This window comes from Paraburkholderia sp. 35.1 (genome assembly GCF_050436525.1).
GTDB lineage: Bacteria > Pseudomonadota > Gammaproteobacteria > Burkholderiales > Burkholderiaceae > Paraburkholderia > Paraburkholderia tuberum.
This window is the reverse complement of record NZ_JBNDMJ010000003.1, coordinates 379,535-402,245: the sequence shown is the minus strand read 5'-3', so window position 1 is coordinate 402,245 and position 22,711 is coordinate 379,535. Positions and strand designations below refer to the sequence as shown.

General features: G+C 65.6%; 20 protein-coding genes. 15 read left to right on the top strand and 5 right to left on the bottom strand.

Annotation, left to right across the window (positions count from 1 at the left end):
* Positions 1-61 precede the first annotated feature (61 nt).
* The 8 genes from iscR to iscX all read left to right on the top strand — a co-directional run bounded on the left by iscR (position 62) and on the right by iscX (position 6,227).
* On the top strand, positions 62-592 hold the full coding sequence (iscR, locus tag OKW27_RS21820; RefSeq protein WP_018417524.1) for a Fe-S cluster assembly transcriptional regulator IscR: 531 nt from the start codon (positions 62-64) through the stop codon (positions 590-592).
* 82 nt (positions 593-674) lie between these two features.
* Positions 675-1,898: an IscS subfamily cysteine desulfurase gene (locus OKW27_RS21815; protein ID WP_184005994.1), complete on the top strand. Its 1,224-nt coding sequence runs from the start codon at positions 675-677 to the stop codon at positions 1,896-1,898.
* A gap of 72 nt (positions 1,899-1,970) precedes the next feature.
* Positions 1,971-2,384, top strand: a complete 414-nt coding sequence (gene iscU / locus OKW27_RS21810) for a Fe-S cluster assembly scaffold IscU (RefSeq protein ID WP_090800797.1) — start codon at positions 1,971-1,973, stop codon at positions 2,382-2,384.
* Between the two features lie 78 nt (positions 2,385-2,462).
* A complete protein-coding gene (gene iscA, locus OKW27_RS21805; protein ID WP_090800794.1) occupies positions 2,463-2,786 on the top strand; it encodes an iron-sulfur cluster assembly protein IscA in 324 nt (107 codons plus the stop codon).
* A gap of 137 nt (positions 2,787-2,923) precedes the next feature.
* Positions 2,924-3,451 carry a Fe-S protein assembly co-chaperone HscB gene (gene hscB, locus OKW27_RS21800; protein ID WP_090800792.1) on the top strand — a complete coding sequence of 176 codons (528 nt, stop codon included), beginning with the start codon at positions 2,924-2,926 and terminating at the stop codon, positions 3,449-3,451.
* 161 nt (positions 3,452-3,612) lie between these two features.
* Complete coding sequence (gene hscA, locus OKW27_RS21795) at positions 3,613-5,484, top strand: Fe-S protein assembly chaperone HscA (RefSeq protein ID WP_429334820.1); 1,872 nt, start codon at positions 3,613-3,615, stop codon at positions 5,482-5,484.
* A 188-nt stretch (positions 5,485-5,672) separates the two neighbouring features.
* Complete coding sequence (fdx, locus tag OKW27_RS21790) at positions 5,673-6,014, top strand: ISC system 2Fe-2S type ferredoxin (protein WP_429334819.1); 342 nt, start codon at positions 5,673-5,675, stop codon at positions 6,012-6,014.
* 15 nt (positions 6,015-6,029) lie between these two features.
* A complete protein-coding gene (iscX, locus tag OKW27_RS21785) occupies positions 6,030-6,227 on the top strand; it encodes a Fe-S cluster assembly protein IscX (protein ID WP_027198111.1) in 198 nt (65 codons plus the stop codon).
* 102 nt (positions 6,228-6,329) lie between these two features.
* Here iscX and OKW27_RS21780 read toward each other — a convergent pair whose 3' ends face one another.
* The 5 genes from OKW27_RS21780 to OKW27_RS21760 form a co-directional block, all read right to left on the bottom strand.
* A complete protein-coding gene (locus tag OKW27_RS21780) occupies positions 6,330-7,028 on the bottom strand; it encodes a glycine zipper 2TM domain-containing protein (RefSeq protein WP_429334818.1) in 699 nt (232 codons plus the stop codon).
* A gap of 345 nt (positions 7,029-7,373) precedes the next feature.
* A complete protein-coding gene (lysS, locus tag OKW27_RS21775; protein WP_429334817.1) occupies positions 7,374-8,900 on the bottom strand; it encodes a lysine--tRNA ligase in 1,527 nt (508 codons plus the stop codon).
* Between the two features lie 185 nt (positions 8,901-9,085).
* Positions 9,086-10,190, bottom strand: a protein-coding gene (gene prfB, locus OKW27_RS21770; protein ID WP_143037107.1) for a peptide chain release factor 2 whose coding sequence is annotated in 2 segments (ribosomal slippage) — positions 9,086-10,108 and positions 10,110-10,190 — 1,104 coding nt in all. Because the reading frame shifts where the segments join, the coding sequence is not laid out codon by codon here.
* A gap of 109 nt (positions 10,191-10,299) precedes the next feature.
* A complete protein-coding gene (recJ, locus tag OKW27_RS21765; RefSeq protein WP_429334816.1) occupies positions 10,300-12,006 on the bottom strand; it encodes a single-stranded-DNA-specific exonuclease RecJ in 1,707 nt (568 codons plus the stop codon).
* A 16-nt stretch (positions 12,007-12,022) separates the two neighbouring features.
* Positions 12,023-13,132: a regulator gene (locus OKW27_RS21760; RefSeq protein WP_429334815.1), complete on the bottom strand. Its 1,110-nt coding sequence runs from the start codon at positions 13,130-13,132 to the stop codon at positions 12,023-12,025.
* A 305-nt stretch (positions 13,133-13,437) separates the two neighbouring features.
* On the opposite strand from OKW27_RS21760, the gene OKW27_RS21755 reads away from it, so the two are divergent.
* The 7 genes from OKW27_RS21755 to kdsA all read left to right on the top strand — a co-directional run bounded on the left by OKW27_RS21755 (position 13,438) and on the right by kdsA (position 22,623).
* Positions 13,438-14,691 carry a lipoprotein-releasing ABC transporter permease subunit gene (locus OKW27_RS21755; RefSeq protein ID WP_184048864.1) on the top strand — a complete coding sequence of 418 codons (1,254 nt, stop codon included), beginning with the start codon at positions 13,438-13,440 and terminating at the stop codon, positions 14,689-14,691.
* Between the two features lie 31 nt (positions 14,692-14,722).
* Complete coding sequence (gene lolD / locus OKW27_RS21750) at positions 14,723-15,439, top strand: lipoprotein-releasing ABC transporter ATP-binding protein LolD (RefSeq protein ID WP_409260126.1); 717 nt, start codon at positions 14,723-14,725, stop codon at positions 15,437-15,439.
* Positions 15,440-15,482: 43 nt separating this feature from the next.
* On the top strand, positions 15,483-16,271 hold the full coding sequence (locus OKW27_RS21745; RefSeq protein WP_184057318.1) for a TatD family hydrolase: 789 nt from the start codon (positions 15,483-15,485) through the stop codon (positions 16,269-16,271).
* A 115-nt stretch (positions 16,272-16,386) separates the two neighbouring features.
* A complete protein-coding gene (locus OKW27_RS21740) occupies positions 16,387-19,047 on the top strand; it encodes a DNA internalization-related competence protein ComEC/Rec2 (RefSeq protein WP_429334814.1) in 2,661 nt (886 codons plus the stop codon).
* Between the two features lie 117 nt (positions 19,048-19,164).
* Positions 19,165-19,968, top strand: a complete 804-nt coding sequence (locus OKW27_RS21735; protein WP_184022399.1) for an alpha/beta fold hydrolase — start codon at positions 19,165-19,167, stop codon at positions 19,966-19,968.
* A gap of 142 nt (positions 19,969-20,110) precedes the next feature.
* A complete protein-coding gene (locus OKW27_RS21730) occupies positions 20,111-21,772 on the top strand; it encodes a CTP synthase (RefSeq protein WP_184022401.1) in 1,662 nt (553 codons plus the stop codon).
* Positions 21,769-22,623, top strand: coding sequence for a 3-deoxy-8-phosphooctulonate synthase (gene kdsA / locus OKW27_RS21725; protein WP_090800765.1), 855 nt, complete (start codon positions 21,769-21,771; stop codon positions 22,621-22,623). Before OKW27_RS21730 ends, kdsA begins: the two co-directional genes overlap by 4 nt.
* The last annotated feature ends 88 nt before the right edge of the window (positions 22,624-22,711 follow it).

The window sequence follows — 22,711 nt, the reverse complement described above, 5'->3', positions numbered from 1 at the left end:
CTAAATCGCTCATGTATTTATACTTGACCAAACTTGTCGAGAATTGCGGTTCCCACATCATATGAGACTCACCACGAAAGGCCGTTTCGCCGTCACGGCGATGATCGACCTGGCGCTGCGCCAGGAGCAGGGCCCGGTGACGCTTGCGGGTATCAGCCAGCGCCAACACATCTCCCTGTCGTATCTCGAGCAGCTGTTTGGCAAGCTGCGCCGTCATGAAATCGTCGAATCCGTGCGCGGACCGGGCGGTGGCTACAATCTCGCGCGCCGTGCCGAAGAGGTGACGGTGGCCGACATCATCATCGCGGTCGACGAACCGCTCGACGCCACCCAGTGCGGCGGTAAGGGCACATGCGAAGGCACCAAGCAGCACGACGGCCACTGCATGACGCATGAGCTGTGGTCGACGCTGAACCAGAAAATGGTCGAATACCTCGATTCGGTTTCGCTGAAGGATCTGGTGGATCAGCAGCGTTCGCGCGAAGGCACGCCGGCCGTGCTGCGCGACAGGCGCAACGACGCTCCGGCGGTCGAACCCGTGCGCGTGGCGCCCAAGGGTCCCAATTCCGTTTTCAACATGGCCGGTTCGTGAAGCGCGGCACGCAATAGAAACCCTCGCCGCAGCCCCATATCGAACCCAGAAGCCAGAGCACATGACGTCCCCGGAGCAATTGATGAATAACGACTCTCTCCATCTGCCCATCTACATGGACTACAGCGCCACGACGCCGATCGATCCGCGTGTGGTGGACAAGATGATCCCGTATCTGCGCGAGCAGTTCGGCAATCCCGCGTCGCGTAGTCACGCTTATGGCTGGACCGCCGAGCGCGCAGTCGAGGAAGCGCGCGAGCAGGTGGCCGCGCTAGTGAACGCCGATCCACGCGAAATCATCTGGACCTCGGGTGCGACGGAGTCGGACAACCTCGCTCTGAAAGGTGCCGCGCACTTCTACAAGAGCAAGGGCAAGCACATCATCACGGTGAAGACTGAGCACAAGGCGGTGCTGGACACCACCCGCGAGCTCGAGCGCGAAGGCTTCGAAGTCACCTATCTGGATGTCAAGGACGACGGTCTGATCGACCTCGACGCGTTCAAGGCGGCGCTGCGCCCGGACACGATTCTGGTGTCGGTGATGTCGGTCAACAACGAGATCGGCGTCATCCAGGACATCGAGGCGATTGGCGAGATCACGCGCGAGAAGGGCATCATTTTCCACGTCGACGCGGCGCAGGCCACCGGCAAGATCCAGATCGATCTGCAGAAGCTGAAGGTCGACCTGATGTCGTTCTCGGCGCACAAGACCTACGGCCCGAAGGGCATCGGCGCGCTTTACGTGCGTCGCAAGCCGCGTATCCGTATCGAGGCGCAGATGCACGGCGGCGGTCACGAGCGCGGCATGCGTTCGGGCACGCTCGCCACGCACCAGATCGTCGGCATGGGTGAAGCGTTCCGTATCGCGCGTGAAGAGATGGCGACCGAAAACGAGCGCATCCGCATGCTGCGTGACCGGCTGCTGAAAGGCCTGTCGCAAATCGAGGAAGTGTATGTGAACGGCGACATGGAAAAGCGTGTGCCGCACAACCTGAACATCAGCTTCAATTTCGTCGAAGGCGAATCGCTGATCATGGCGGTGAAGGATGTCGCGGTGTCGTCGGGCTCGGCGTGCACATCGGCGTCGCTGGAGCCGTCGTACGTGCTGCGCGCGCTTGGCCGCAACGACGAACTCGCGCACAGCTCGATCCGCTTCACGGTGGGACGCTTCACGACCGAGCAGGAAATCGACTACGTGATCAACCTGCTGAAGTCGAAGATTTCCAAGCTGCGCGATCTGTCGCCGCTGTGGGAAATGCACAAGGACGGGATCGATCTGTCGACCATCCAGTGGGCCGCGCACTGACGCGCCGGCTGGACGAAGCGGACATCGAACGTTCATCGCATTGCAGGTTGAAACGAATCAAGGAGTGTAATCATGGCTTATAGCGACAAGGTCCTCGACCACTACGAAAACCCGCGCAACGTCGGTTCCTTCGCGAAGGACGACGACACGGTCGGTACCGGCATGGTCGGCGCGCCGGCCTGCGGCGACGTGATGAAGCTGCAGATCCGCGTCGGCGCGGACGGCATCATCGAAGACGCGAAGTTCAAGACCTACGGCTGCGGCTCGGCCATCGCATCGAGCTCGCTCGTCACCGAATGGGTGAAGGGCAAGACGCTCGACCAGGCGATGTCGATCAAGAACACGCAGATCGCCGAAGAACTGGCACTGCCGCCGGTGAAGATCCATTGCTCGATCCTCGCGGAAGACGCGATCAAGGCAGCGGTCGCCGACTACAAGCAGCGCCACGGCGAAGCAGCGCTTGCCGAAGACGGCAAGGCCGCCTGAGCAACTGGGTAAGAACGGAGTAACCGGTGAGCGCAGCGCGGACACGCGCGCCGCGCGCTCTGGCAACTGAGAAACGTTATGGCAATTACGTTGACCGAAAAGGCAGCACAGCACGTCCAGAAGTATCTGACCCGCCGCGGTAAGGGCATCGGGTTGCGCGTCGGCGTGCGCACCACCGGTTGCTCGGGCCTCGCCTACAAGCTCGAGTACGTGGACGAAGTCGCGCCTGAAGATCAGGTGTTCGAGACGGGCGGCGTGAAGGTCGTCGTCGACCCGAAGAGTCTCGCGTATATCGACGGCACCGAGCTCGACTTCGCGCGCGAAGGGCTGAACGAAGGCTTCAGGTTCAACAACCCGAACGTGAAAGACGAATGCGGCTGCGGCGAGTCGTTCCGCGTCTAGATTCGTTACCTTCCGCGTGCGGCGGATAAAAGGCGGCGCGGGCCGCCTTTTTAGTTTGATCCGCGCTCCACTGAACCGGTCACGCCTGACAAGGCCCGACTTCTCCATACCAGTTTTCATCAACGGACTTTAATCCGATGGCCTCGCTGAACGACAGCCACTTCGATCTGTTTGGTCTGCCGGCGCAATTCGCGCTCGACGCGAGCACGCTCGATCACGCGTACCGCACCGTGCAGGCGCAGGTGCATCCGGATCGCTTCGCGGCGGCCGGCGATGCGCAAAAGCGTATCGCGATGCAGTGGGCGACGCGCGCGAACGAGGCCTATCAGACGCTGCGCGATCCGCTCAAGCGCGCGACCTATCTGCTGTCGTTGCGCGGCATCAACGTCGGCGCGGAGAACAACACGGCGATGGAGCCCGCGTTCCTGATGCAGCAGATGGAGTGGCGCGAGAACATCGAGGACGCGGCCGCGGCGAAGAACGTCGACGCGCTCGACGCGCTGCTCATCGAGTTGCGCGACGAGGAGCGTCGGCGCTTCGACAAGCTCGGCGCATCGCTCGATCACGGCGCGAATCAGGCGGCGGGCGAGGCGGTGCGGCAGCTGATGTTCATCGAGCGCGTCGCGTCGGAAATCGATGCCCAGATCGAGCGGCTCGAAGGCTAGCGCGCTTTCGCGCGACGCGCGCAAAAGCGCGGCGCGGGCAAGCAACAGTAGGCAGCGACGTAGTAAGCGACAAACAAAAAACCAGAGCGGCCGCGAGCCGCGGCATCACCCCAGCAACGCGAACATTCAGGACGGGGCACAACGTCCCCGAGAAGATCCAGATGGCCTTACTGCAAATCTCCGAACCCGGCATGGCGCCGGCGCCTCACCAGCGGCGTCTGGCGGTCGGTATCGATCTCGGCACCACCAACTCCCTCGTCGCCGCCGTGCGCAGCGGCGTGCCCGATGTGCTGCCCGACGAAGACGGGCACGTGCTGCTGCCGTCGGTGGTGCGTTACCTGGAGCAGGGCGGCCGTCGCATCGGCCGCCGGGCGAAGGCCGAAGCCGCGACCGACCCGCGCAACACGATCGTGTCGGTCAAGCGCTTCATGGGCCGCGGCAAGGCCGAGGTGGAGGGCGCCGAAAACGCGCCGTACGACTTCGTCGATGCTCCCGGCATGGTGCAGATCCGCACTGTCGACGGCGTGAAGAGCCCGGTCGAGGTGTCGGCTGAAATTCTCGCGACGCTGCGCCAGCGCGCCGAAGACACGCTCGGCGACGAGCTCGTCGGCGCGGTAATCACGGTGCCCGCTTACTTCGACGAAGCGCAGCGCCAGGCGACCAAGGACGCCGCGCGCCTCGCGGGGCTGAATGTGCTGCGTCTGCTCAACGAACCGACCGCTGCGGCGATCGCCTACGGTCTCGACAACGGCGCGGAAGGTTTGTACGCGGTCTACGACCTCGGCGGCGGCACCTTCGACCTGTCGATCCTGAAGCTCACCAAGGGCGTTTTCGAAGTGCTCGCGGCGGGCGGCGATTCCGCGCTCGGCGGCGACGACTTCGACCATGCGCTATATCGCTATGTGCTCGAACAGGCCGGCATCGCGTCAAAGACGCTCGCGCCGCACGACGTGCGCCTGCTGCTCGATAGCGTGCGCGAGGCCAAGGAGGCGCTGTCGAGCGCGTCGCAAACCACCCTCGAGCTCACGCTTGCCAACGGCACCGCGCTCGATCTGACGATCGACGAAGCCACTTTCGAGACCATCACGGCCGCGCTGGTGCAACGCACGCTGGGCCCGACGAAAAAGGCGCTGCGCGACGCGAAGGTCACCACGAAGGAAATCAAGGGCGTCGTGCTGGTCGGCGGCGCGACGCGCATGCCGGTGATCCGCCGCGCGGTCGAGGCGTTCTTCGGCCAGCCGCCGCTCGTCAATCTCGATCCGGATCAGGTCGTCGCACTCGGCGCCGCGATCCAGGCCGATCTGCTGGCCGGCAACCGCGGGGCGGAAGGCGACGAATGGCTACTGCTCGACGTGATTCCGCTGTCGCTCGGCGTCGAGACGATGGGTGGCCTCACCGAAAAGATCATTCCGCGCAACTCGACGATTCCAGTCGCGCGTGCGCAGGATTTCACGACCTTCAAGGACGGCCAGACCGCGATGGCGATTCACGTCGTCCAAGGCGAGCGCGAGCTCGTCAGCGATTGCCGTTCGCTCGCGCGCTTCGAGCTGCGCGGCATTCCGCCGATGGCCGCCGGCGCCGCGCGCATTCGCGTGACCTATCAGGTCGACGCCGACGGCCTGCTGTCGGTGTTTGCGCGCGAGCTGGCGTCGGGCGTGGAGGCATCGGTCGTCGTGAAGCCTTCGTATGGCCTCGCCGACGACGACATCGCGCGCATGCTCGAAGACAGCTTTTCGACCGCTGAAATCGACATGCGGGCGCGCGCTCTGCGTGAGGCGCAGGTCGAAGCGCAGCGTCTCGTCGAAGCGACCGACGCGGCGCTCGCCGCCGACGCCGAGCTGCTCGACGACAGCGAACGCGCAGAACTCGACGCGCTGCTCGCCGCACTGCGCAACGTCGCGCCAGGAGAAGACGTCGGCGCGATCGAAGCCGCGACGAAGGCGCTCGCCGAAGGCACCGACGAATTCGCCGCGCGCCGCATGAACAAGGGAATTCGCCGCGCGCTGTCGGGCCGCAAGCTCGACGAGATCTGAACGGGCGAGCGTAGCGGCAGCAACATGCATGCGACGCGCGCTCAGGCCACGCACGAACTGCGCCCCCCACGAACCACCGATCGCGCCCGCGCGGACTTAAAAAGTCCGCGCGGCGCCAGTAAAATGGCACGGAGCCTGCACGCGGCATTGCTGGCAGCCGCCGTGCCTCAGACCCAAACGGAAACTGTATGCCTCAAATCGTTGTGCTGCCTCACGTCGAACTGTGCCCGGAAGGCGCGGTGATCGACGCCGTTCCCGGCAAGAGCATCTGCGACAACCTGCTCGATAACGGTATCGAAATCGAGCATGCGTGCGAGAAGTCGTGCGCGTGCACGACCTGCCACGTAATCGTGCGTGAGGGTTTCGCCGCCTTGACGCCATCCGAGGAAGACGAGGACGATCTGTTGGACAAGGCATGGGGGTTGGAACGGGCTTCGCGCCTGTCGTGTCAGGCGGTCATGCCGGACGAGCAGGATCTGGTCGTCGAAATTCCGCGTTACTCGATCAATCACGCGAAGGAAAATCACTAACAGGAGGGTGCCGCCATGAAGTGGACCGATACGCAAGACATCGCGATGGCTCTGACGGACAAGCATCAGGACGTCGATCCACAGCAGGTGCGTTTCACCGACCTGCACCGCTGGGTGACCGAGCTCGAAGGCTTCGACGACGATCCGAACCGTTCGAGCGAAAAGATTCTCGAAGCGATTCAGGCGGCATGGATCGAAGACGCAGATTATTGAACGCGTGTTCGAACGGGTGCATTGAACTCCAAAGAAAAGGCGATTCCGATGGAATCGCCTTTTTTCATGGCGCGTCGACGAACGTTGGGCGCCGAGCTCAGCTCAGTCGGCGACGAGGCCGCCGTTCTGAACGCGCACGCGCTCGCCGTCGCGCAACGGCGGCGCCTCGCTATAGGTGAAGTAGCGCGTCTTGCCGTCTTCCATGTGCACGCGCACCGAATAAGACGTCGTGCTGCGCAGATGTTTTTCGACCGAGTTGCCGGCGAACCCGCCGCCTAGCGCGCCGAGCAGCGTCATCGCGGTACGCCCGCCGCCGGCGCCGAATTGATTACCGACGACCCCCCCGGCCACCGCACCGCCGACCGCGCCAATGCCGGTGCCATGTCCTTCATGCCGAACCGCCGAGATCGCGACGACGGTGCCGCAAGTCGAGCAATAAGCGGCATGCGGCGCCGGCTGCTGCGCATACTGCGGCGCGGCCTGTGCCTGCTGTTGCTGCGCGTATTGCTGCTGGGTCGGAGCGGTGGCAGGGGCGGCCGGCACCGCTTGCTGAGCCTGATCCTGCCGCTGTTGCGCAGATGGCTTGACCGGCGCGGCCGAATCGACGACGCCCGGCGCTTGCGTGCTGACCTGCGCGGCCTGCGTCCGATCGTTCTGTGCGCCGTTGCCCGACGCCTTCGGGAACACGCCGGTGATCGCCGCGGTAGCGACGAGACTCGCGACGAGCACCGCGCCGGCGGCCACCGCGATCAATGGATGAAGACGACGTGGCTGCGTGGGTTGATGAGTAGGGGTGTCCATGTAGGGCCTCCGTTTCTGACAGAGCCGACTTCTTGTGAGACTGAGTGTCGGGCAATTCGATCCGGGCAGCGTTTCTATTTGTAACCGCTCAGGTGGCGCCCTCGGGCGTGGGTAGGCGCCCTTCACGCGGTGCGCTTTGGTGTCAACAAACTTCTAAGACCATCGAGGCCGCGGCGACTTGCGCGCGAACGAGCAGCTTTTACCGCTGGTTACAAACGTTGAGAAGCAGAAAACGGTCCCGCAAAGCGAAAACGCGCGCATAAGAAAACGCCCGGCATCAACCGGGCGCTCGTCAAACCATCGCATTGCGCGCGAAGCACAACGAGCGCTCGCGCCCAGCGTCGCTCAGTCTTCGCGACGCAGATGCGGGAACAGAATCACGTCGCGGATGCTCGGGCTATCGGTCAGCATCATGACCAGACGATCGATGCCGATACCGCAGCCGCCCGCCGGCGGCATGCCGTACTCGAGCGCGCGGATGTAGTCGGCGTCGTAGAACATCGCTTCCTCGTCGCCGGCGTCTTTCTGGTCGACCTGCTTCCTGAAGCGCGCGGCCTGATCTTCCGGATCGTTCAGCTCCGAGAAGCCGTTGGCGATTTCGCGGCCGGTGATGAACAGCTCGAAACGCTCGGTGATGCCTGCCACCTTGTCCGACGCACGCGCGAGCGGCGACACCTCGATCGGGTAGTCGATGATGTAGGTCGGCTCCCACAGTTGCGACTCGGCGGTCTCTTCGAACAGCGCCAGTTGCAGCGAGCCGACGCCCGCATTGAGGAACTGCGGCTGCGACGCATCGACGCCGAACTTCTTCAGCTCGGCGCGCAGGAACGTGCCGTCGGCGAGCTGCTCGTTCGTGTATTGCGGCGCGTATTTCTGGATCGCCTGCGTGATCGTGAGCCGATGGAACGGCTTCGACAGATCGAGCTCGCGGCCCTGATAAGTGATGGTGGCCGTGCCGAGCGCATCGATCGCCGCCTGGCGAATCAGCTGCTCGGTGAAGTCCATCAGCCACTTGTAATCGGTGTAGGCCGCGTAGAACTCGATCATCGTGAATTCCGGGTTGTGGCGCACGGATACGCCCTCGTTGCGGAAATTACGATTGATCTCGAACACGCGCTCGAAGCCGCCCACCACCAGCCGCTTCAGGTACAGCTCCGGCGCGATGCGCAGGAACATCTGCATGTCGAGCGCATTGTGGTGCGTCGAGAACGGCTTGGCCGCCGCGCCGCCCGGAATCGGGTGCAGCATCGGTGTTTCGACTTCCATGAAGTTCGCGTCGGCCATGTACTTGCGGATCGACGAAATCGCCTTCGTGCGCGCGACGAACGTGCGGCGCGTTTCCGGCGTGACGATCAGATCGACATAGCGCTGGCGGTACTTCATTTCCTGGTCGGCGAGACCGTGGAACTTGTCCGGCAGCGGACGCAGCGACTTCGACAGCAGACGCAGCTCCGTGCAGCGCACCGATAGCTCGCCCTTATTGGTGCGGAACAGCACGCCGCGCGCGGCGACGATGTCGCCCATGTCCCACTTCTTGAACCCGTCGTAGGTCTCCTGACCGACGTCGGCCGGTGTGATGAAGAACTGGATCTGACCCGAGCCGTCGCGCACGGTCGCGAAACTTGCCTTGCCCATCACGCGTTTCAGCATCATGCGGCCAGCGATCGCGACTTCGAGCGGATTCGCTTCGAGTGCTTCCTTGTCGGTGTGCTCGTACTGCGCCTGCAGATCTTCAGCGTGGTGCGTGGGACGGAAATCGTTCGGATAGGCGACGCCTCGCTCACGCAGTTCGCGCAGCTTTTCGCGGCGCTCGGCGATGATCTTGTTGTCGTCCGCTTCGGGCACGACAGTCGGCTGGATCGGTTCAGTCATGATGATTTGGTATTCGGTGGCCCGCCGCGGAGTGCTCCGCTGGCGGGAAGCCAGTCAGTGTAAAAACCTCAGGCGGTACTGGAAAAACGGCGAACAAATAGCGTGGAAGCAACGCAAAAGCAACGCAAAAGCAGCAACGAAGAAGGCGCGGTCCCGATCGGTGAACGGGGCCGCGCCGTGCGCGCCTAGACGCCCTGTTTCAGGCTCGCGCTGATGAACGGATCGAGGTCACCGTCGAGCACGCTCTTCGTATTGCTGATTTCGACGTTGGTGCGCAGATCCTTGATGCGGCTGTTGTCGAGCACGTACGAACGGATCTGATGGCCCCAACCCACATCGGTCTTGCCGGCTTCCAGCTTGTCCTGCTCGACCTGACGCTTGCGGATTTCCGCTTCGTACAGGCGCGATTTCAGCATCGCCATGGCTTCGGCGCGGTTGCGGTGCTGCGAGCGGTCGTTCTGGCACTGCACGACGATGCCCGACGGCATGTGCGTGATACGCACCGCGGAGTCGGTCTTGTTGATGTGCTGACCGCCCGCGCCCGAAGCACGGTACGTGTCGATGCGCAGGTCGGCCGGGTTGATGTCGACTTCGATCGAGTCGTCGATTTCCGGGTACACGAACACCGACGAGAACGACGTGTGACGACCGCCCGACGAGTCGAACGGCGACTTGCGCACGAGCCGGTGCACGCCGGTTTCGGTACGCAGGAAGCCGTACGCGTATTCGCCTTCGATCTTGATCGTCGCGTTCTTGATGCCGGCGACGTCGCCTTCGGTCTGCTCGAGCACTTCGGTCTTGAAGCCCTTGCGCTCGCAATAACGCAGATACTGGCGCAGCAGCATCGACGCCCAGTCGCACGCCTCGGTGCCGCCGGCGCCGGCCTGGATGTCGAGAAAGGCGTTGTTGGGATCGGCCGGGTTCGCGAACATCCGGCGGAATTCCATGTCGGCGACGCGTGCCTCGATGGCCTGGGCGTCACCCTCGCAGGCGAGCAGCGTGTCGTCGTCGGCTTCTTCGCGTGCCATCTCGAACAGGTCTTGCGCGTCGCGCACGTCGTTCGTGATCGACGTGAGCTTGCCGACCGTGTCGTCGAGCAGCTTCTTTTCCTTACCGAGCGCCTGGGCGTGCTTCGAGTCGTTCCAGACGTCCGGGTCTTCGAGTTCCCGGTTGACTTCGATTAGACGCAGTGCTTTGTCGTCGTAGTCAAAGATACCCCCGTAGGTCGTCCGCGCGCTTGCGCAGGTCGGCCAGAGAGGCTTCGATCGCGTTGAGACGTTCCGCTTCCATGTCGATCTTCTATTCTGCGTAAAAAGCAGAAATTATAGCCGATCGGCACGCCGCGCCGGAGCCTCGCGGGCGATCTGGCGCGTGTTCGCGATTGATTTTGCGGAAGATTTCAGCTCACCGCGTGCTCGACGATCAGTTGCACGCGCGACACGCCGTTCCATGTATCGCTCGCGAGCCGGTAGGCGACGGTGGTGCGCGCGGGCAGCGTGTCGGTGTGATTGAACCAGATCGCGTTGAAGCGCTGGCGGCCGCGCAGCAGTTGCAGCTTCAGGTGCTTGTCCTTCACCAACGCCTGCGAGGCGACCTCGAATTCGCCGGAGAACACCGGCGCCGGAAAACCCTGGCCCCAGACGGCCGCGTCGAGCATTTCGACGAATTGCGGCGTGAAGTACGCGTCTTCGAGCTCGCCGTCGGTTTCGATCGTGCGCGCGAGCGCCTGCGCGGACAGCCATTCGCGGCCGACCGCCTCGAACGCGGCGGTGAAGCGCGGCACGTCGGCGGCGGCGATCGTCAGGCCCGCGGCCATCGCGTGGCCGCCGAATTTGACGATCAGGTCCGGCTCGCGCTTCGAGATCAGATCGAGCGCGTCGCGCAGGTGGAAGCCCGCGATCGAGCGGCCCGAGCCCTTGACGAGCATGCCGGTATCGTCGGCCGGCGCGAACGTGAACGACGGGCGGTGGAACTTCTCTTTCAGCCGTCCCGCGACGATGCCGATCACGCCCTGATGCCAGCCCGGATTGAACAACGTGATCGTGGTCGCGCCGTCGGGATCGACCGTCGACAGGTCGTCCAGCGCCTGCTGCTGCATGCCGGCCTCGATTTCGCGGCGCTCGCGGTTCATCGTGTCGAGCTGCTGCGCGAGTTCCCATGCGCGGCCGACGTCGTCGGTGCTCAGGCATTCGATGCCGAGCGACATGTCCGACAGCCGTCCCGCCGCGTTCAGGCGCGGTCCCAGCGCGAAGCCGAGGTCGAAGCCGGAGGCGTTGCGCGCGTCGCGCGCGGCGGCCCGAAACAGCGCGGCGATGCCCGGCTGCATGCGGCCGCGGCGGATGCGCTGCAGACCTTGCGCGACCAGCACGCGGTTGTTGCCGTCCAGTTTGACGACATCGGCGACGGTGCCGAGTGCGACCAGATCGAGCAGGCCGTCGAGGCGCGGCTCGGGCAGCGCGTCGCCGAACGCCCCACGGCGGCGCAGTTCGGCGCGCAGCGCGAGCAGCACGTAGAACATCACGCCGACGCCGGCGAGGCACTTGCTCGGGAACGTGCAGCCCGGCTGGTTCGGATTGACGATTGCGCGCGCGGCGGGCAGTTCGTCGCCGGGCAGGTGGTGGTCGGTGACGAGCACGTCGATGCCAAGGGCGTTGGCCGCCGCGACGCCGTCGACGCTCGCGATGCCGTTGTCGACGGTGATCAGCAGATCGGGCTTGCCGGCCGCACTGCGTGTCGCCAGCTCGACGATGTCCGGCGTGAGCCCGTAGCCGTGCTCCATGCGGTTCGGCACCAGGTAGTCGATGCGCGCGCCGAACATGCGCAGCCCGCGCACCGCGACCGCGCAGGCGGTCGCGCCGTCGCAGTCGTAGTCCGCGACGACCAGCATGCGGCGCTGCTGCTGGAGCGCGTCGGCGAGCAGCGCGGCGGCCGCGTCGCAGCCCTTCAGTTCGGCTGGCGGCACGAGCCGCGCGAGGCCGGTTTCGACGTCCTCGGGCAGGCACACGCCGCGCGATGCGTACAGGCGCGCGAGCACCGGATGCAGGCCGCAGCGGGTCAACACTTCGGCGTCGACGGGGGAGCAGGGGCGCGTAACGATTCGGGTCATGCGGAAGGGCCGTGGATCATTCGATGAAAAGCGAGGCCAGCACGCGCCGCCGCCAGAATTTGCGCAGATCGCCGCGCGTGACCGTCAGCGTCACCGAGCCGGTGTCGCCGCACAGCGTGAGGCCGAGCTCGGCGAGTTCGCCCGACTGGAGAGCCGCGAGCGCGGGCTCGAACCAGTCGGTCTGCAGCGCGGCGAATGCCTGGTTCCAGCGCGCCCAGTCCTGTTCGATGTAGGGCGCGGAGAAGGGGTCGAGTTCGACGAGCGTTGCGCCGCTGCCGTTGGTGGTGCCGCGCAGCGCCGCGGCCAGTTCGCGATACGACGCCGGCGGCGCGCCTGTCGCGACCCCCGCGCTGAGCGCGAGACCGCGCGTTGCGGCGGCATCGGACAGCACCTGCGCGAACGGACTGCGCACGCTCCGCGCGGCGCCTTGCGCGTGAAACCAGATCGAGTTGACGGCCGGCAGCCCGCGCGCCTCCCGCGCTTCGTTGACCGGGTGCTCGAACCACGCCATCTGCACTTCGTTCTGCAGCTTCATCCACGCGCGAGAGCGTTCGCCGGAATGCGCTTCGTGCGGCAACCAGATCTCGATGTTGCGGCCGCTCGCGCGCAACGGCGACGCGCCCGCTAGCGAACCGAAAGCGTCGCTCGACAGATACCAGCGGATTGGCTTGGGCGCCTCGATGCGCACGCCGAGTTCCTCGATCAGCGGACGCGCAAGCGCGAGCAGCGTGCTCGCTTCGGCGTCCGACAGATTGAGCGACGCCGGGTCGATCAGCACCAGGTGGTCGTGCGCGATGTGCACGTGTACCGGCTGCACGCAGGCCCACGTCGCGTTGCCGGGTTCGCCGCCGTCGGCGCGCAGCATGTAGGGCGCGAGCGGGGCTTCGTCGGCGGCGGCCGAGGCGCCGTCGGGCAGCGCGCCGAATTGTCGCGCGACCCAGCGCTCGTGCGGCAGCGTGCGCTGAAAATCCTCGCCGATCACGCGTTCGATCAGCGTCGCGCGCGCGATCAGCCTGTCGAGAGCGGGACACTGGATGTCGTGAAGCGCGGTGGAGGCGTCGGCCGCGGCAGGCAGCGCGAAGGGCAGCAGAAGATGGAGGCGGTCGGCAGGCATGATGCTGCGCATTGTAGGGCAAACGGTGCGAGTATTTCGACGAAGCGCGGCCGGTTTGTCGATGGCGCGGCCGAGGCACGTCCTTTGCGCGAGCCGCCGGCATTGTGTGGCAAACTTCGCGCTTGATCGCTGGACCCGGCAGGGTGGCGCACCGCGGCGCCGCGCCTCTATGCGCCGGCAGAGCCGCACAGCGGCCGGGCGCGCGAGGAACGATCCGCGCCGCCGCGAGCCCAACGATCACGACGTTCGGGCCGCACGGCGGACGTCGAGGTCCGCCGATCCCGACATACAGTCGAAGAACGCACAAAAGGATTCGCTTGAAATTTCCCTACGAATGGCAGATTGGCTGGCGCTATACACGCGCCGGCAAACGCACGACCGGTAACGGCTTCATTTCGTTCATCGCGCTGGTGTCGATGTCGGGCATCGCGCTTGGCGTCGCGGCGCTGATCGTCGTGTTGTCGGTGATGAACGGCTTTCAGAAAGAGGTGCGCGACCGCATGCTGTCGGTGCTCGCGCACGTCGAGATCTTTTCGCCGACCGGTTCGATGCCCGACTGGCAACTGACCGCGAAGGAGGCGCGCCAGAACAAGGAGGTGATCGGCGCGGCGCCCTACGTCGAGGCCCAGGCGCTGCTGACGCGCCAGGACGCGGTGAGCGGCGTCGCGTTGCGTGGCATCGAGCCGACGCTCGAGCCTGAAGTGTCCGACATCGGCAAGGAAATGAAAGGCGGCAAGCTGGCCGACCTCGTGCCCGGCGGCTTCGGCATCGTGCTCGGCGCCGATCTGGCGGCCAATCTCGGCGTGCAGCTGAACGACAAGATCACGCTCGTCGCGCCCGAAGGCACGATCACGCCGGCCGGCATGCTGCCGCGCCTGAAGCAGTTCACGGTGGTCGGCATTTTCGAGTCGGGCCATTACGAATACGACAGCACGCTCGCGCTGATCAACATCAAGGACGCACAGGCGCTGTTCCGGCTGCCCGCACCAACCGGCGTGCGGCTGCGCCTCACCGACATGCAGCGCGCGCCGGAAGTCGCGCATCAGCTCGCGCGCACGCTGTCGGGCGATCTGTACATTCGCGACTGGACCCAGCAGAACAAGACCTGGTTCTCGGCGGTGCAGATCGAGAAGCGCATGATGTTCATCATCCTGACGCTGATCATTGCGGTGGCCGCGTTCAATCTGGTGTCGTCGCTGGTGATGACGGTGACCAACAAGCAGGCCGATATCGCGATCCTGCGCACGCTCGGCGCGCAGCCCGGCTCGATCATGAAGATCTTCGTCGTGCAGGGCGTGACGATCGGCTTCATCGGCACGGCGACCGGCGTCGTGCTCGGCTGTCTGATCGCGTGGAGCATTCCGTGGCTCGTGCCGATGATCGAGCATCTGCTCGGCGTGCAATTCCTGCCGCCATCGGTGTACTTCATCAGCGAGCTGCCGTCCGAGCTGGTTCCGGCGGACGTCGCGCGCATCGGCATCATCGCGTTCGTGCTGTCGGCGCTCGCGACGCTCTATCCGAGCTGGCGCGGCGCGAAGGTCCGTCCGGCGGAGGCGCTGCGCTATGAATGACCGCCTCGTCCATCCCTCAACCGATTCATCCATGACCGCTCAGGACTCCGCGTCGCATCCGTTCGTGCTCGAAGCCACCGGCATTTCCAAAGCGTTCGTGCAGGGCGGGCTGAACGTGCAGGTGCTCAACAATGCGCAACTCGCCGTGCGGCGCGGCGAGAAACTCGCGATCGTCGGCGCGTCGGGCTCCGGCAAGAGCACGCTGCTGCACGTGCTCGGCGGTCTCGACGATCCGAGCGCGGGCCACGTGTCGGTGCTCGGCAAGCCGTTCACGAAACTCTCCGAGCGCGAGCGCAACGTCCTGCGCAATCGCGCGCTCGGTTTCGTGTATCAGTTTCACCATCTGCTGCCGGAGTTTTCCGCGCTCGATAACGTCGCGATGCCGCTGCGGATTCGTCGCGAGACGACCGAAGTCGCGCGCCGCGAGGCCATGGCGGTGCTGGAGCGCGTCGGCATGGGGCATCGCGCGAAGCATCGGCCGGGCGAGCTGTCGGGCGGCGAGCGTCAGCGTGTCGCGATCGCGCGTGCGCTCGTCACGAAGCCCGCCTGCGTGCTCGCCGACGAGCCGACCGGTAACCTTGACGGCGGCACCGCCGACACGGTCTTCAACCTGATGCTCGAACTGTCGCGCACGCTCGAGACGAGCTTCGTGATCGTCACGCACGACCCGGAGCTGGCGGGCCGCTGTGATCGCATCATGCGGTTGCGCGACGGCGTGCTGCACGAAGAGCCGCCGGTGCCGGTCTGAGTGCGGGCCGGCACGGTCCGTCCTCTTGCCAGCGGGATAACCCATGTGGATCGATACGCACTGCCATCTCGACGCTTCGGAGTTCGACGCCGACCGTGATGCGGTTGCGGCGTCCGCGCGCCATGCGGGGGTGTCGCGCATCGTGATTCCGGCGATCGGGCGACAGAACTTCGCGGCGGTGCGCGAGCTCGCGCATCGCGTCGACGGCGGCGCGTACGCGCTCGGCATTCATCCGCTCCTCACGCCGCACGCCGTCGATGCCGACCTCGACCTGCTGCGCATGGAGATCGAGGCGAGTCTCGACGATCCGCGCTTCGTCGGCATCGGCGAGATCGGGCTCGACTATTTCGTCGACGGCCTCGACGATGCGCGCCAGCAGTTTTTCTACAACGGCCAGTTGCAGCTCGCGCGCGAATTCGATTTGCCGGTCATCTGCCATGTGCGCAAATCGCAGGATCAGGTGATCAAAGGGCTGCGCCGGCATCAGATTCATCGTGGCATCGCGCACGCGTTCAATGGCAGTTTCCAGCAGGCGCAGGCGTACATCGATCAGGGCATGCATCTTGGGTTCGGCGGCAACCTCACGTTCGAGCGCGCCCGGCAGATCCGGCGACTCGCGGAACAACTGCCGTTCGATGCGCTGGTCGTCGAGACCGACGCGCCCGATATCGCGCCGTCGTGGATGTACAGGCAGCGCAATTCACCCGAGCAGATTCCGGCGATCGGCGCGAGCCTCGCGCGACTGCGCGGTGTCACTTCCGACGCAGCCGCCCTTGGCACAACGGCTAACGCGCTCGCCGCGCTGCCGCGACTCGCGCTTTCCTCTGCATAATCGATTCCGTTGATCGAAAGGGTTCGCGTCGGGCGATCCCCACGCCCGGCGGGCTCGCTGCTGCCCGTTCGCTGGCGCAGTGACGAGGCCCGGCGCCAGCGGGTACGGAGGGCGGATGAGGGCGGTCTGGTGTGGATTTGCGTTGGGGGTGGTCTGGCTGCAGCGACAGGCGGTGTTGCCGGATACAGGCGCATGGTGCGCGTTGATACTGCTCGGCTGCACGGCGGCCGGCGTTGCGGTGTGGGGTTTGCGTGGCGGCGGAGCGGCTGCGGCGGCGGGTGTGACAGGTGCGGCAGGTGCGGCAGATGCGGCCGGTGCGGCGCTCCAGCGCGAATACGAGCGGGGCTTCTCGCACCAGCTCGCTAGCCGCGTATGGCGCGACGCTCGCATGCGGCGGGTGGCCGGTTGGAGCGCGGTGTGGTGCGCGGCGATCTGCGTCGGCTTCGGCTACGCGGCCGTGCGCGCGCAAACGCGGCTCGCGGTGAGCCTGCCGCACGAGTGGGAAGGGCGCGATATCGAGGTGGTCGGCACGATCAAGGGATTGCCGACGCGTGACGACAAAGGCGCGCGCTTCCTGTTCGACGTCGATACGAACGGTGCGCGGCTCGCCGCTTTCCCGCGCGTGATCCAGCTAGCCTGGATCGCGCGCAACGCCGCGGCGCCGCGGCTCGAACCGGGCGAACGCTGGCGTCTGACCGTGCGCCTGAAGCGCCCGCACGGCAACGCGAATTTCGGCGTGCGCGATGCAGAGGCGAGTCTGCTCGCGCGCAACGTCCGCGCGACCGGCTACGTGAGCGTGCCGGACCATGCGCGGCGCCTGACCGGTCACGCGCGCGGGCTCGCCGTGCTGGTCGACCGCTGGCGCGCCGGATTGCGTGCGCGTATCGACACGGTGCTTGCCGATGCGCCGCATCGCGGCATCGTCGTCGCGCTCGCGATCGGCGCGCAGGACGAAGTGAGCCCCGCCGACTGGCAATTGATGCGCGGCACCGGCACGAGTCATCTGGTGGCGATTTCGGGCTTGCATCTCGGCTTGGTCGCGGGGCTGACCGGCTGGCTCGCGGCGGCAATCTGGCGACGGTCGGGGTGGCTCGGCCGCAACTGGCCGCTGCGCTTGCCCGCGCAGCTCGTCGGCGTGACGGCGGGTGCGATGTTCGCCGCACTGCATGCCGCGCTCGCGGGCTTCAACGTGCCAGCGCAACGCGCGCTGTGGATGGCCGCGCTCGTCGCGCTGGCGTTCGTCGGCGGCCGGCAGCTAGCGCGCTCCACGGTGCTCGCGTGGGCGCTCGGGCTCGTGCTGCTGGTCGATCCTTGGGCGGTCGTGTCGGCCGGATTCTGGCTGTCGTTTTGCGCAGTCGGCGCGATCCTGTTGGCGATGTCGGGGCGGCCGCGCGTGCGGGTTCCACTGGCGTCCCGTCATCATGAAGACGAGGAGGGCAGCGCGGCGCGTCCCGTATCGATCCGGCGTCTGCGCGCGCTCGCCGAACGGTTGCGCAGCGCCGCTCACGCGCAGGTCGCGGTGACGGTCGCGCTGGCGCCGCTGACCGCCTACTGGTTCGCGCAAATTCCGCTCGCCGGTCCGCTCGCGAACGCGTTCGCGATTCCCTGGGTGAGCCTGCTCGTCACGCCGACGGTGCTCGCGGGCGTCGCATTGCCCGCGCCGCTCGACGCGTTCGCGTGGCGCGCCGCGCACACGCTGCTCGATGGTCTCGCGGCCGGCCTGCAACTGGCGTCGGGACCGCGCTGGACGCTGTGGTGGCTGCCGCAGCCGAATGCGTGGGCGCTGGCCGCGGCGGCGCTCGGTGTGCTGTGGTGTCTCGCGCCGCGCGGCTGGCCCCTGCGCTGGGCGGCGCCGCTGTCGTGGCTGCCGCTGCTGATGCCCAGCGCAAGCGGCGCACTCGCCGAGCCATCAGGCGCGTTCCGTCTGACTGCGCTCGATGTCGGGCAGGGCTCGTCGGTGCTCGTGCAGACCGCGCATCACGCCTTGCTGTTCGATGCGGGTCCCGGTCCGGAATCGAGCCACGCTGGCGAGCGCGTGGTGGTGCCGTTCCTGCGGGCGCAAGGCGTGACGACGCTCGATACGCTGATGATCAGTCACGCCGATTCGGATCATGCGGGCGGCGCCTCTGCCGTTTTCGAGGCGATCGAGGTGCGTCAGCTGGTGGCTGCTCTGGCGCCGGACAATCCGCTGTGGCCGAAGGCAAACCAGCATGGCACGCAGACGCTGCCGTGCGTGGCGGGGCAGCGCTGGCAGTGGGATGGTGTTGAGTTCGCCGTCCTGTGGCCTGACGTCGGGGCACTCACGGGCAAGGCGAACGAGCATTGCTGCGTGTTGAGGGTCAGCACGTTGCCGCCCACCAACGCAAGCCAGGCGGCGGCGTTCGTCGGTGCGAACGCGCCGCGTTTCACGGCCCTGCTGACCGCCGACATCGAAGCGCCGGCCGAACGCGCGCTGCTCGCGCGCGATCCCGCTATGCTGCGCGCGCAAGTGTTGATGGTGCCGCATCATGGCAGCAAAACGTCGTCGACCGAGCCGTTCCTCGACTCTATCGATCCGTCCATCGCGTTATTTCAGGTAGGCTACGAGAATCGCTTCCATCATCCGAATGCGGGCGTGTTCGCGCGCTACGCGGCGCGTCATATCGAACTCGGGCGCAGCGATCGCGATGGCGCCGTGAGGGTCGACGTCGATCCGGGCGCGCGCGGTGAGGAGGGCGCCGCGCTCACGCTCGAGCGCTATCGGGACACGCAGCGCCGCTACTGGATGGAGCCCTGAGCGCGTCGCGGCCCGATGAGCGCAACAGCGCAGACAACAGGCGCAAGCAGCGGTATAGGCAGCGGCACGGGCAAAGCACCCGCCCACGCGTAAAAAACACAACGGAGATCGCCGCAGTTGAAAAACATCATCCATTTCTCGCATGCGAACGGCTTTCCGGCCTCGACTTACCGGACGATCTTCGCCGAGCTCTCCGACGACTACGACGTGCGCTCGATCGAGCGGATCGGCCATGATCCGCGCTTTCCGGTCACACAGGACTGGCCCCATCTGGTCGAGCAACTGCTTGACGACATCGCCCGCAAGTACGAGCAGCCGGTGTGGCTCGTCGGGCATTCGCTCGGTGGTTATCTGTCGCTGATGGCGGCGCTGAAAAAGCCGCAGTGGGTGAGGGGCGTCGTGATGCTCGACTCGCCGGTGATCGCCGGCTGGCGCAGCAGCATGCTGCGCGTGTCGCAATGGACCGGGCTCGACGAGCGGCTGTCGCCCGCCGCCGCGACGCGCAAGCGGCGCACGCAATGGACGAGCCGTGACGAAGCATGGCGGCACTTCCATTCGAAGCCCGCGTTCGCGCGCTGGGACGAGCGCATGCTGTCCGACTACATCGACTTCGGCATTCCGCAGAGTTCGCCCGACGGCACCCGGGTGCTCGCGTTCGATCGTCGCACCGAATACCAGATCTACCGGACGCTGCCGCATACGCTCGGCGCGCGGCTCGCGCGCGGCGCGCCGGTGCCGGTCGGGTTCATCGCCGGGACACGCTCGAAGGAAATCCGCCAGGCCGGGCTCGACGCGACGCGACGCGCGACCGGCGGGCATGTCGAGTGGATCGAGGGCAGCCATCTGTATCCGATGGAAAAGCCGATCGAAACCGCGCGCGCGGTGCAACGCATGCTGCGTGAGCTGGAGCGAACCGCCTAACGTGCTGCGCGCACGAAGCGGGCCCCAAACCGCTGCGCCGGCTGCCATGCGAGGCGGCCTCGGCACGCGTGGGTCGGCCGTTTTTTGCTGGGTCGGGACCATCCTTTACGGTATAATTCGTTTTTCCCGCGAGCATCCAGCGATGACCAAATATGTTTTCGTCACCGGCGGCGTAGTATCTTCCCTCGGCAAGGGTATTGCCGCCGCTTCCCTCGCCGCGATCCTCGAATCGCGCGGTCTTAAAGTCACCCTCCTCAAACTCGATCCCTACATCAACGTCGACCCCGGCACGATGAGCCCGTTTCAGCACGGCGAAGTGTTCGTGACGGAAGATGGAGCGGAAACCGACCTCGACCTCGGCCACTACGAGCGCTTCATCAGCACGAAGATGCGCAAGGCCAACAACTTCACCACGGGCCAGATTTACGAGTCGGTAATCCGCAAGGAACGCCGCGGCGATTATCTCGGCAAGACCGTGCAGGTCATCCCGCACATCACGAACGAAATCCAGGCATTCGTCGAGCGCGGCGCAGCGTCTGCGACGTGCGGCGAGCCGGATGTCGCGATCGTCGAAGTGGGTGGCACGGTGGGTGACATCGAATCGCTGCCGTTTCTCGAAGCCGCGCGCCAGATGAGCCTGCGCCTCGGCCGCAACAGCGCGTGCTTCGTGCACCTGACGCTGGTGCCCTGGGTCGCCACGGCCGGCGAACTCAAAACCAAGCCCACCCAGCACAGCGTGCAGAAGCTGCGCGAAATCGGCATTTCGCCGCACGTGCTGCTGTGCCGTGCCGACCGCCGCATTCCGGACGACGAGCGCGCGAAGATCTCGCTGTTCTCGAACGTGCCCGAAGACGCGGTGATTTCCGTGTGGGACGCGGACAGCATCTACAAGATTCCGCAGATGCTGCACGACCAGGGTCTCGACGCGATCATCTGCGAAGAGCTGAAGCTCACGCCGAAGGCGGCGGACCTGTCCATGTGGTCGGACCTCGTCGAGAAGCTGCAGAACCCGAAGCACGAAGTGACGATCGGCATGGTCGGCAAGTACGTCGATCTGACCGAGTCGTACAAGTCGCTGATCGAAGCGCTGCGTCATGCGTCGATGCATACGTCGACGCGCGTGAACATCGAGTACATCGACTCCGAAGAAATCGAAACGCAAGGCGTCGGGAGCCTCAAGCATCTCGACGCGGTGCTCGTGCCGGGCGGCTTCGGCCGTCGCGGCACCGAAGGCAAGATCGCCGCGATCCGTTATGCGCGCGAAGCGAAGGTGCCGTATCTCGGCATCTGCCTCGGCATGCAGCTCGCCGTGATCGAATTCGCCCGCGACGTCGTCGGCCTGAAGGACGCGAACAGCACCGAATTCGATCAGGAAACGAAGAACCGCGTGGTCGCGCTGATCACCGAGTGGTACGACCGCGAAGGCCGCGTCGAGAAGCGTACCGAAGAGTCGGATCTCGGCGGCACGATGCGCCTCGGCTCGCAGCGCTGCCCGATCAAGCCCGGCACGCTCGCCGAAGAGATCTACGGCACCGATGTGAACGAACGCCACCGTCACCGTTATGAGGTGAATAACCGTTTCGTGCCCCAGCTCGAAGGCGGTGGCCTCATCATTAGCGCCCGTACCCCGAGCGAGGATTTGCCGGAAATGATGGAGCTGCCGCGCAGCATGCACCCGTGGTTCGTCGGCGTCCAGTTCCACCCTGAATTCACGTCTACGCCGCGTGACGGTCATCCGCTGTTCAAGTCGTTCGTCGAAGCGGCGCTCGCGCATCAGCAGTCGAGGGTCGAGGAGAAAGCATGAAACTGGGCGATTTCGACGTCGGGCTCGACAAGCCGTTTTTCCTGATCGCCGGTACCTGTGTCGTCGAATCCGAACAGATGACGATCGACACGGCCGGCCGCCTGAAGGAAATCTGCGCGAAGCTGAACATTCCGTTCATCTACAAATCGTCGTACGACAAGGCCAATCGCAGCAGCGGCAAGTCGTTTCGCGGTCTGGGCATGGACGAAGGTCTGCGCATCCTGTCGGAAGTGAAGCGCCAGCTCGGTCTGCCGGTGCTGACCGACGTGCACGCCGAACACGAGATCGAGCAGGTGGCGTCGGTCGTCGACGTGCTGCAAACGCCCGCGTTCCTGTGCCGTCAGACCGACTTCATCCACGCGTGCGCGCGCTCGGGCAAGCCGGTCAACATCAAGAAGGGCCAATTTCTCGCGCCGCACGACATGAAGAACGTGATCGACAAGGCGCGCGACGCCGCGCGTGAAGCGGGTCTGTCCGAAGACCGCTTCATGGCGTGCGAGCGCGGCGTGTCGTTCGGCTATAACAACCTCGTGTCGGACATGCGTTCGCTCGCGATCATGCGCGAGACCAACGCGCCGGTCGTGTTCGACGCGACGCATTCGGTGCAGTTGCCGGGCGGTCAGGGCACGAGCTCGGGCGGCCAGCGCGAATTCGTGCCGGTGCTCGCGCGCGCCGCGGTCGCGGTCGGCGTCGCCGGTCTGTTCATGGAAACGCACCCGAATCCGGCGCAAGCGAAGTCCGACGGGCCGAACGCGGTGCCGCTCAATCGCATGGCCGACCTGCTCGAGACGCTCGTCACGCTCGACCGGGCCGTCAAGCGCGGGCCGTTCCTCGAAAGCGATTTCAACTGATTCAGGTGTGCGCCGCGTGTCACGATTGTCCTCGATAATCGACCCGCGGCGTTTTCGCATAATGGTCGTCGAACGTATCGGCGCGCGA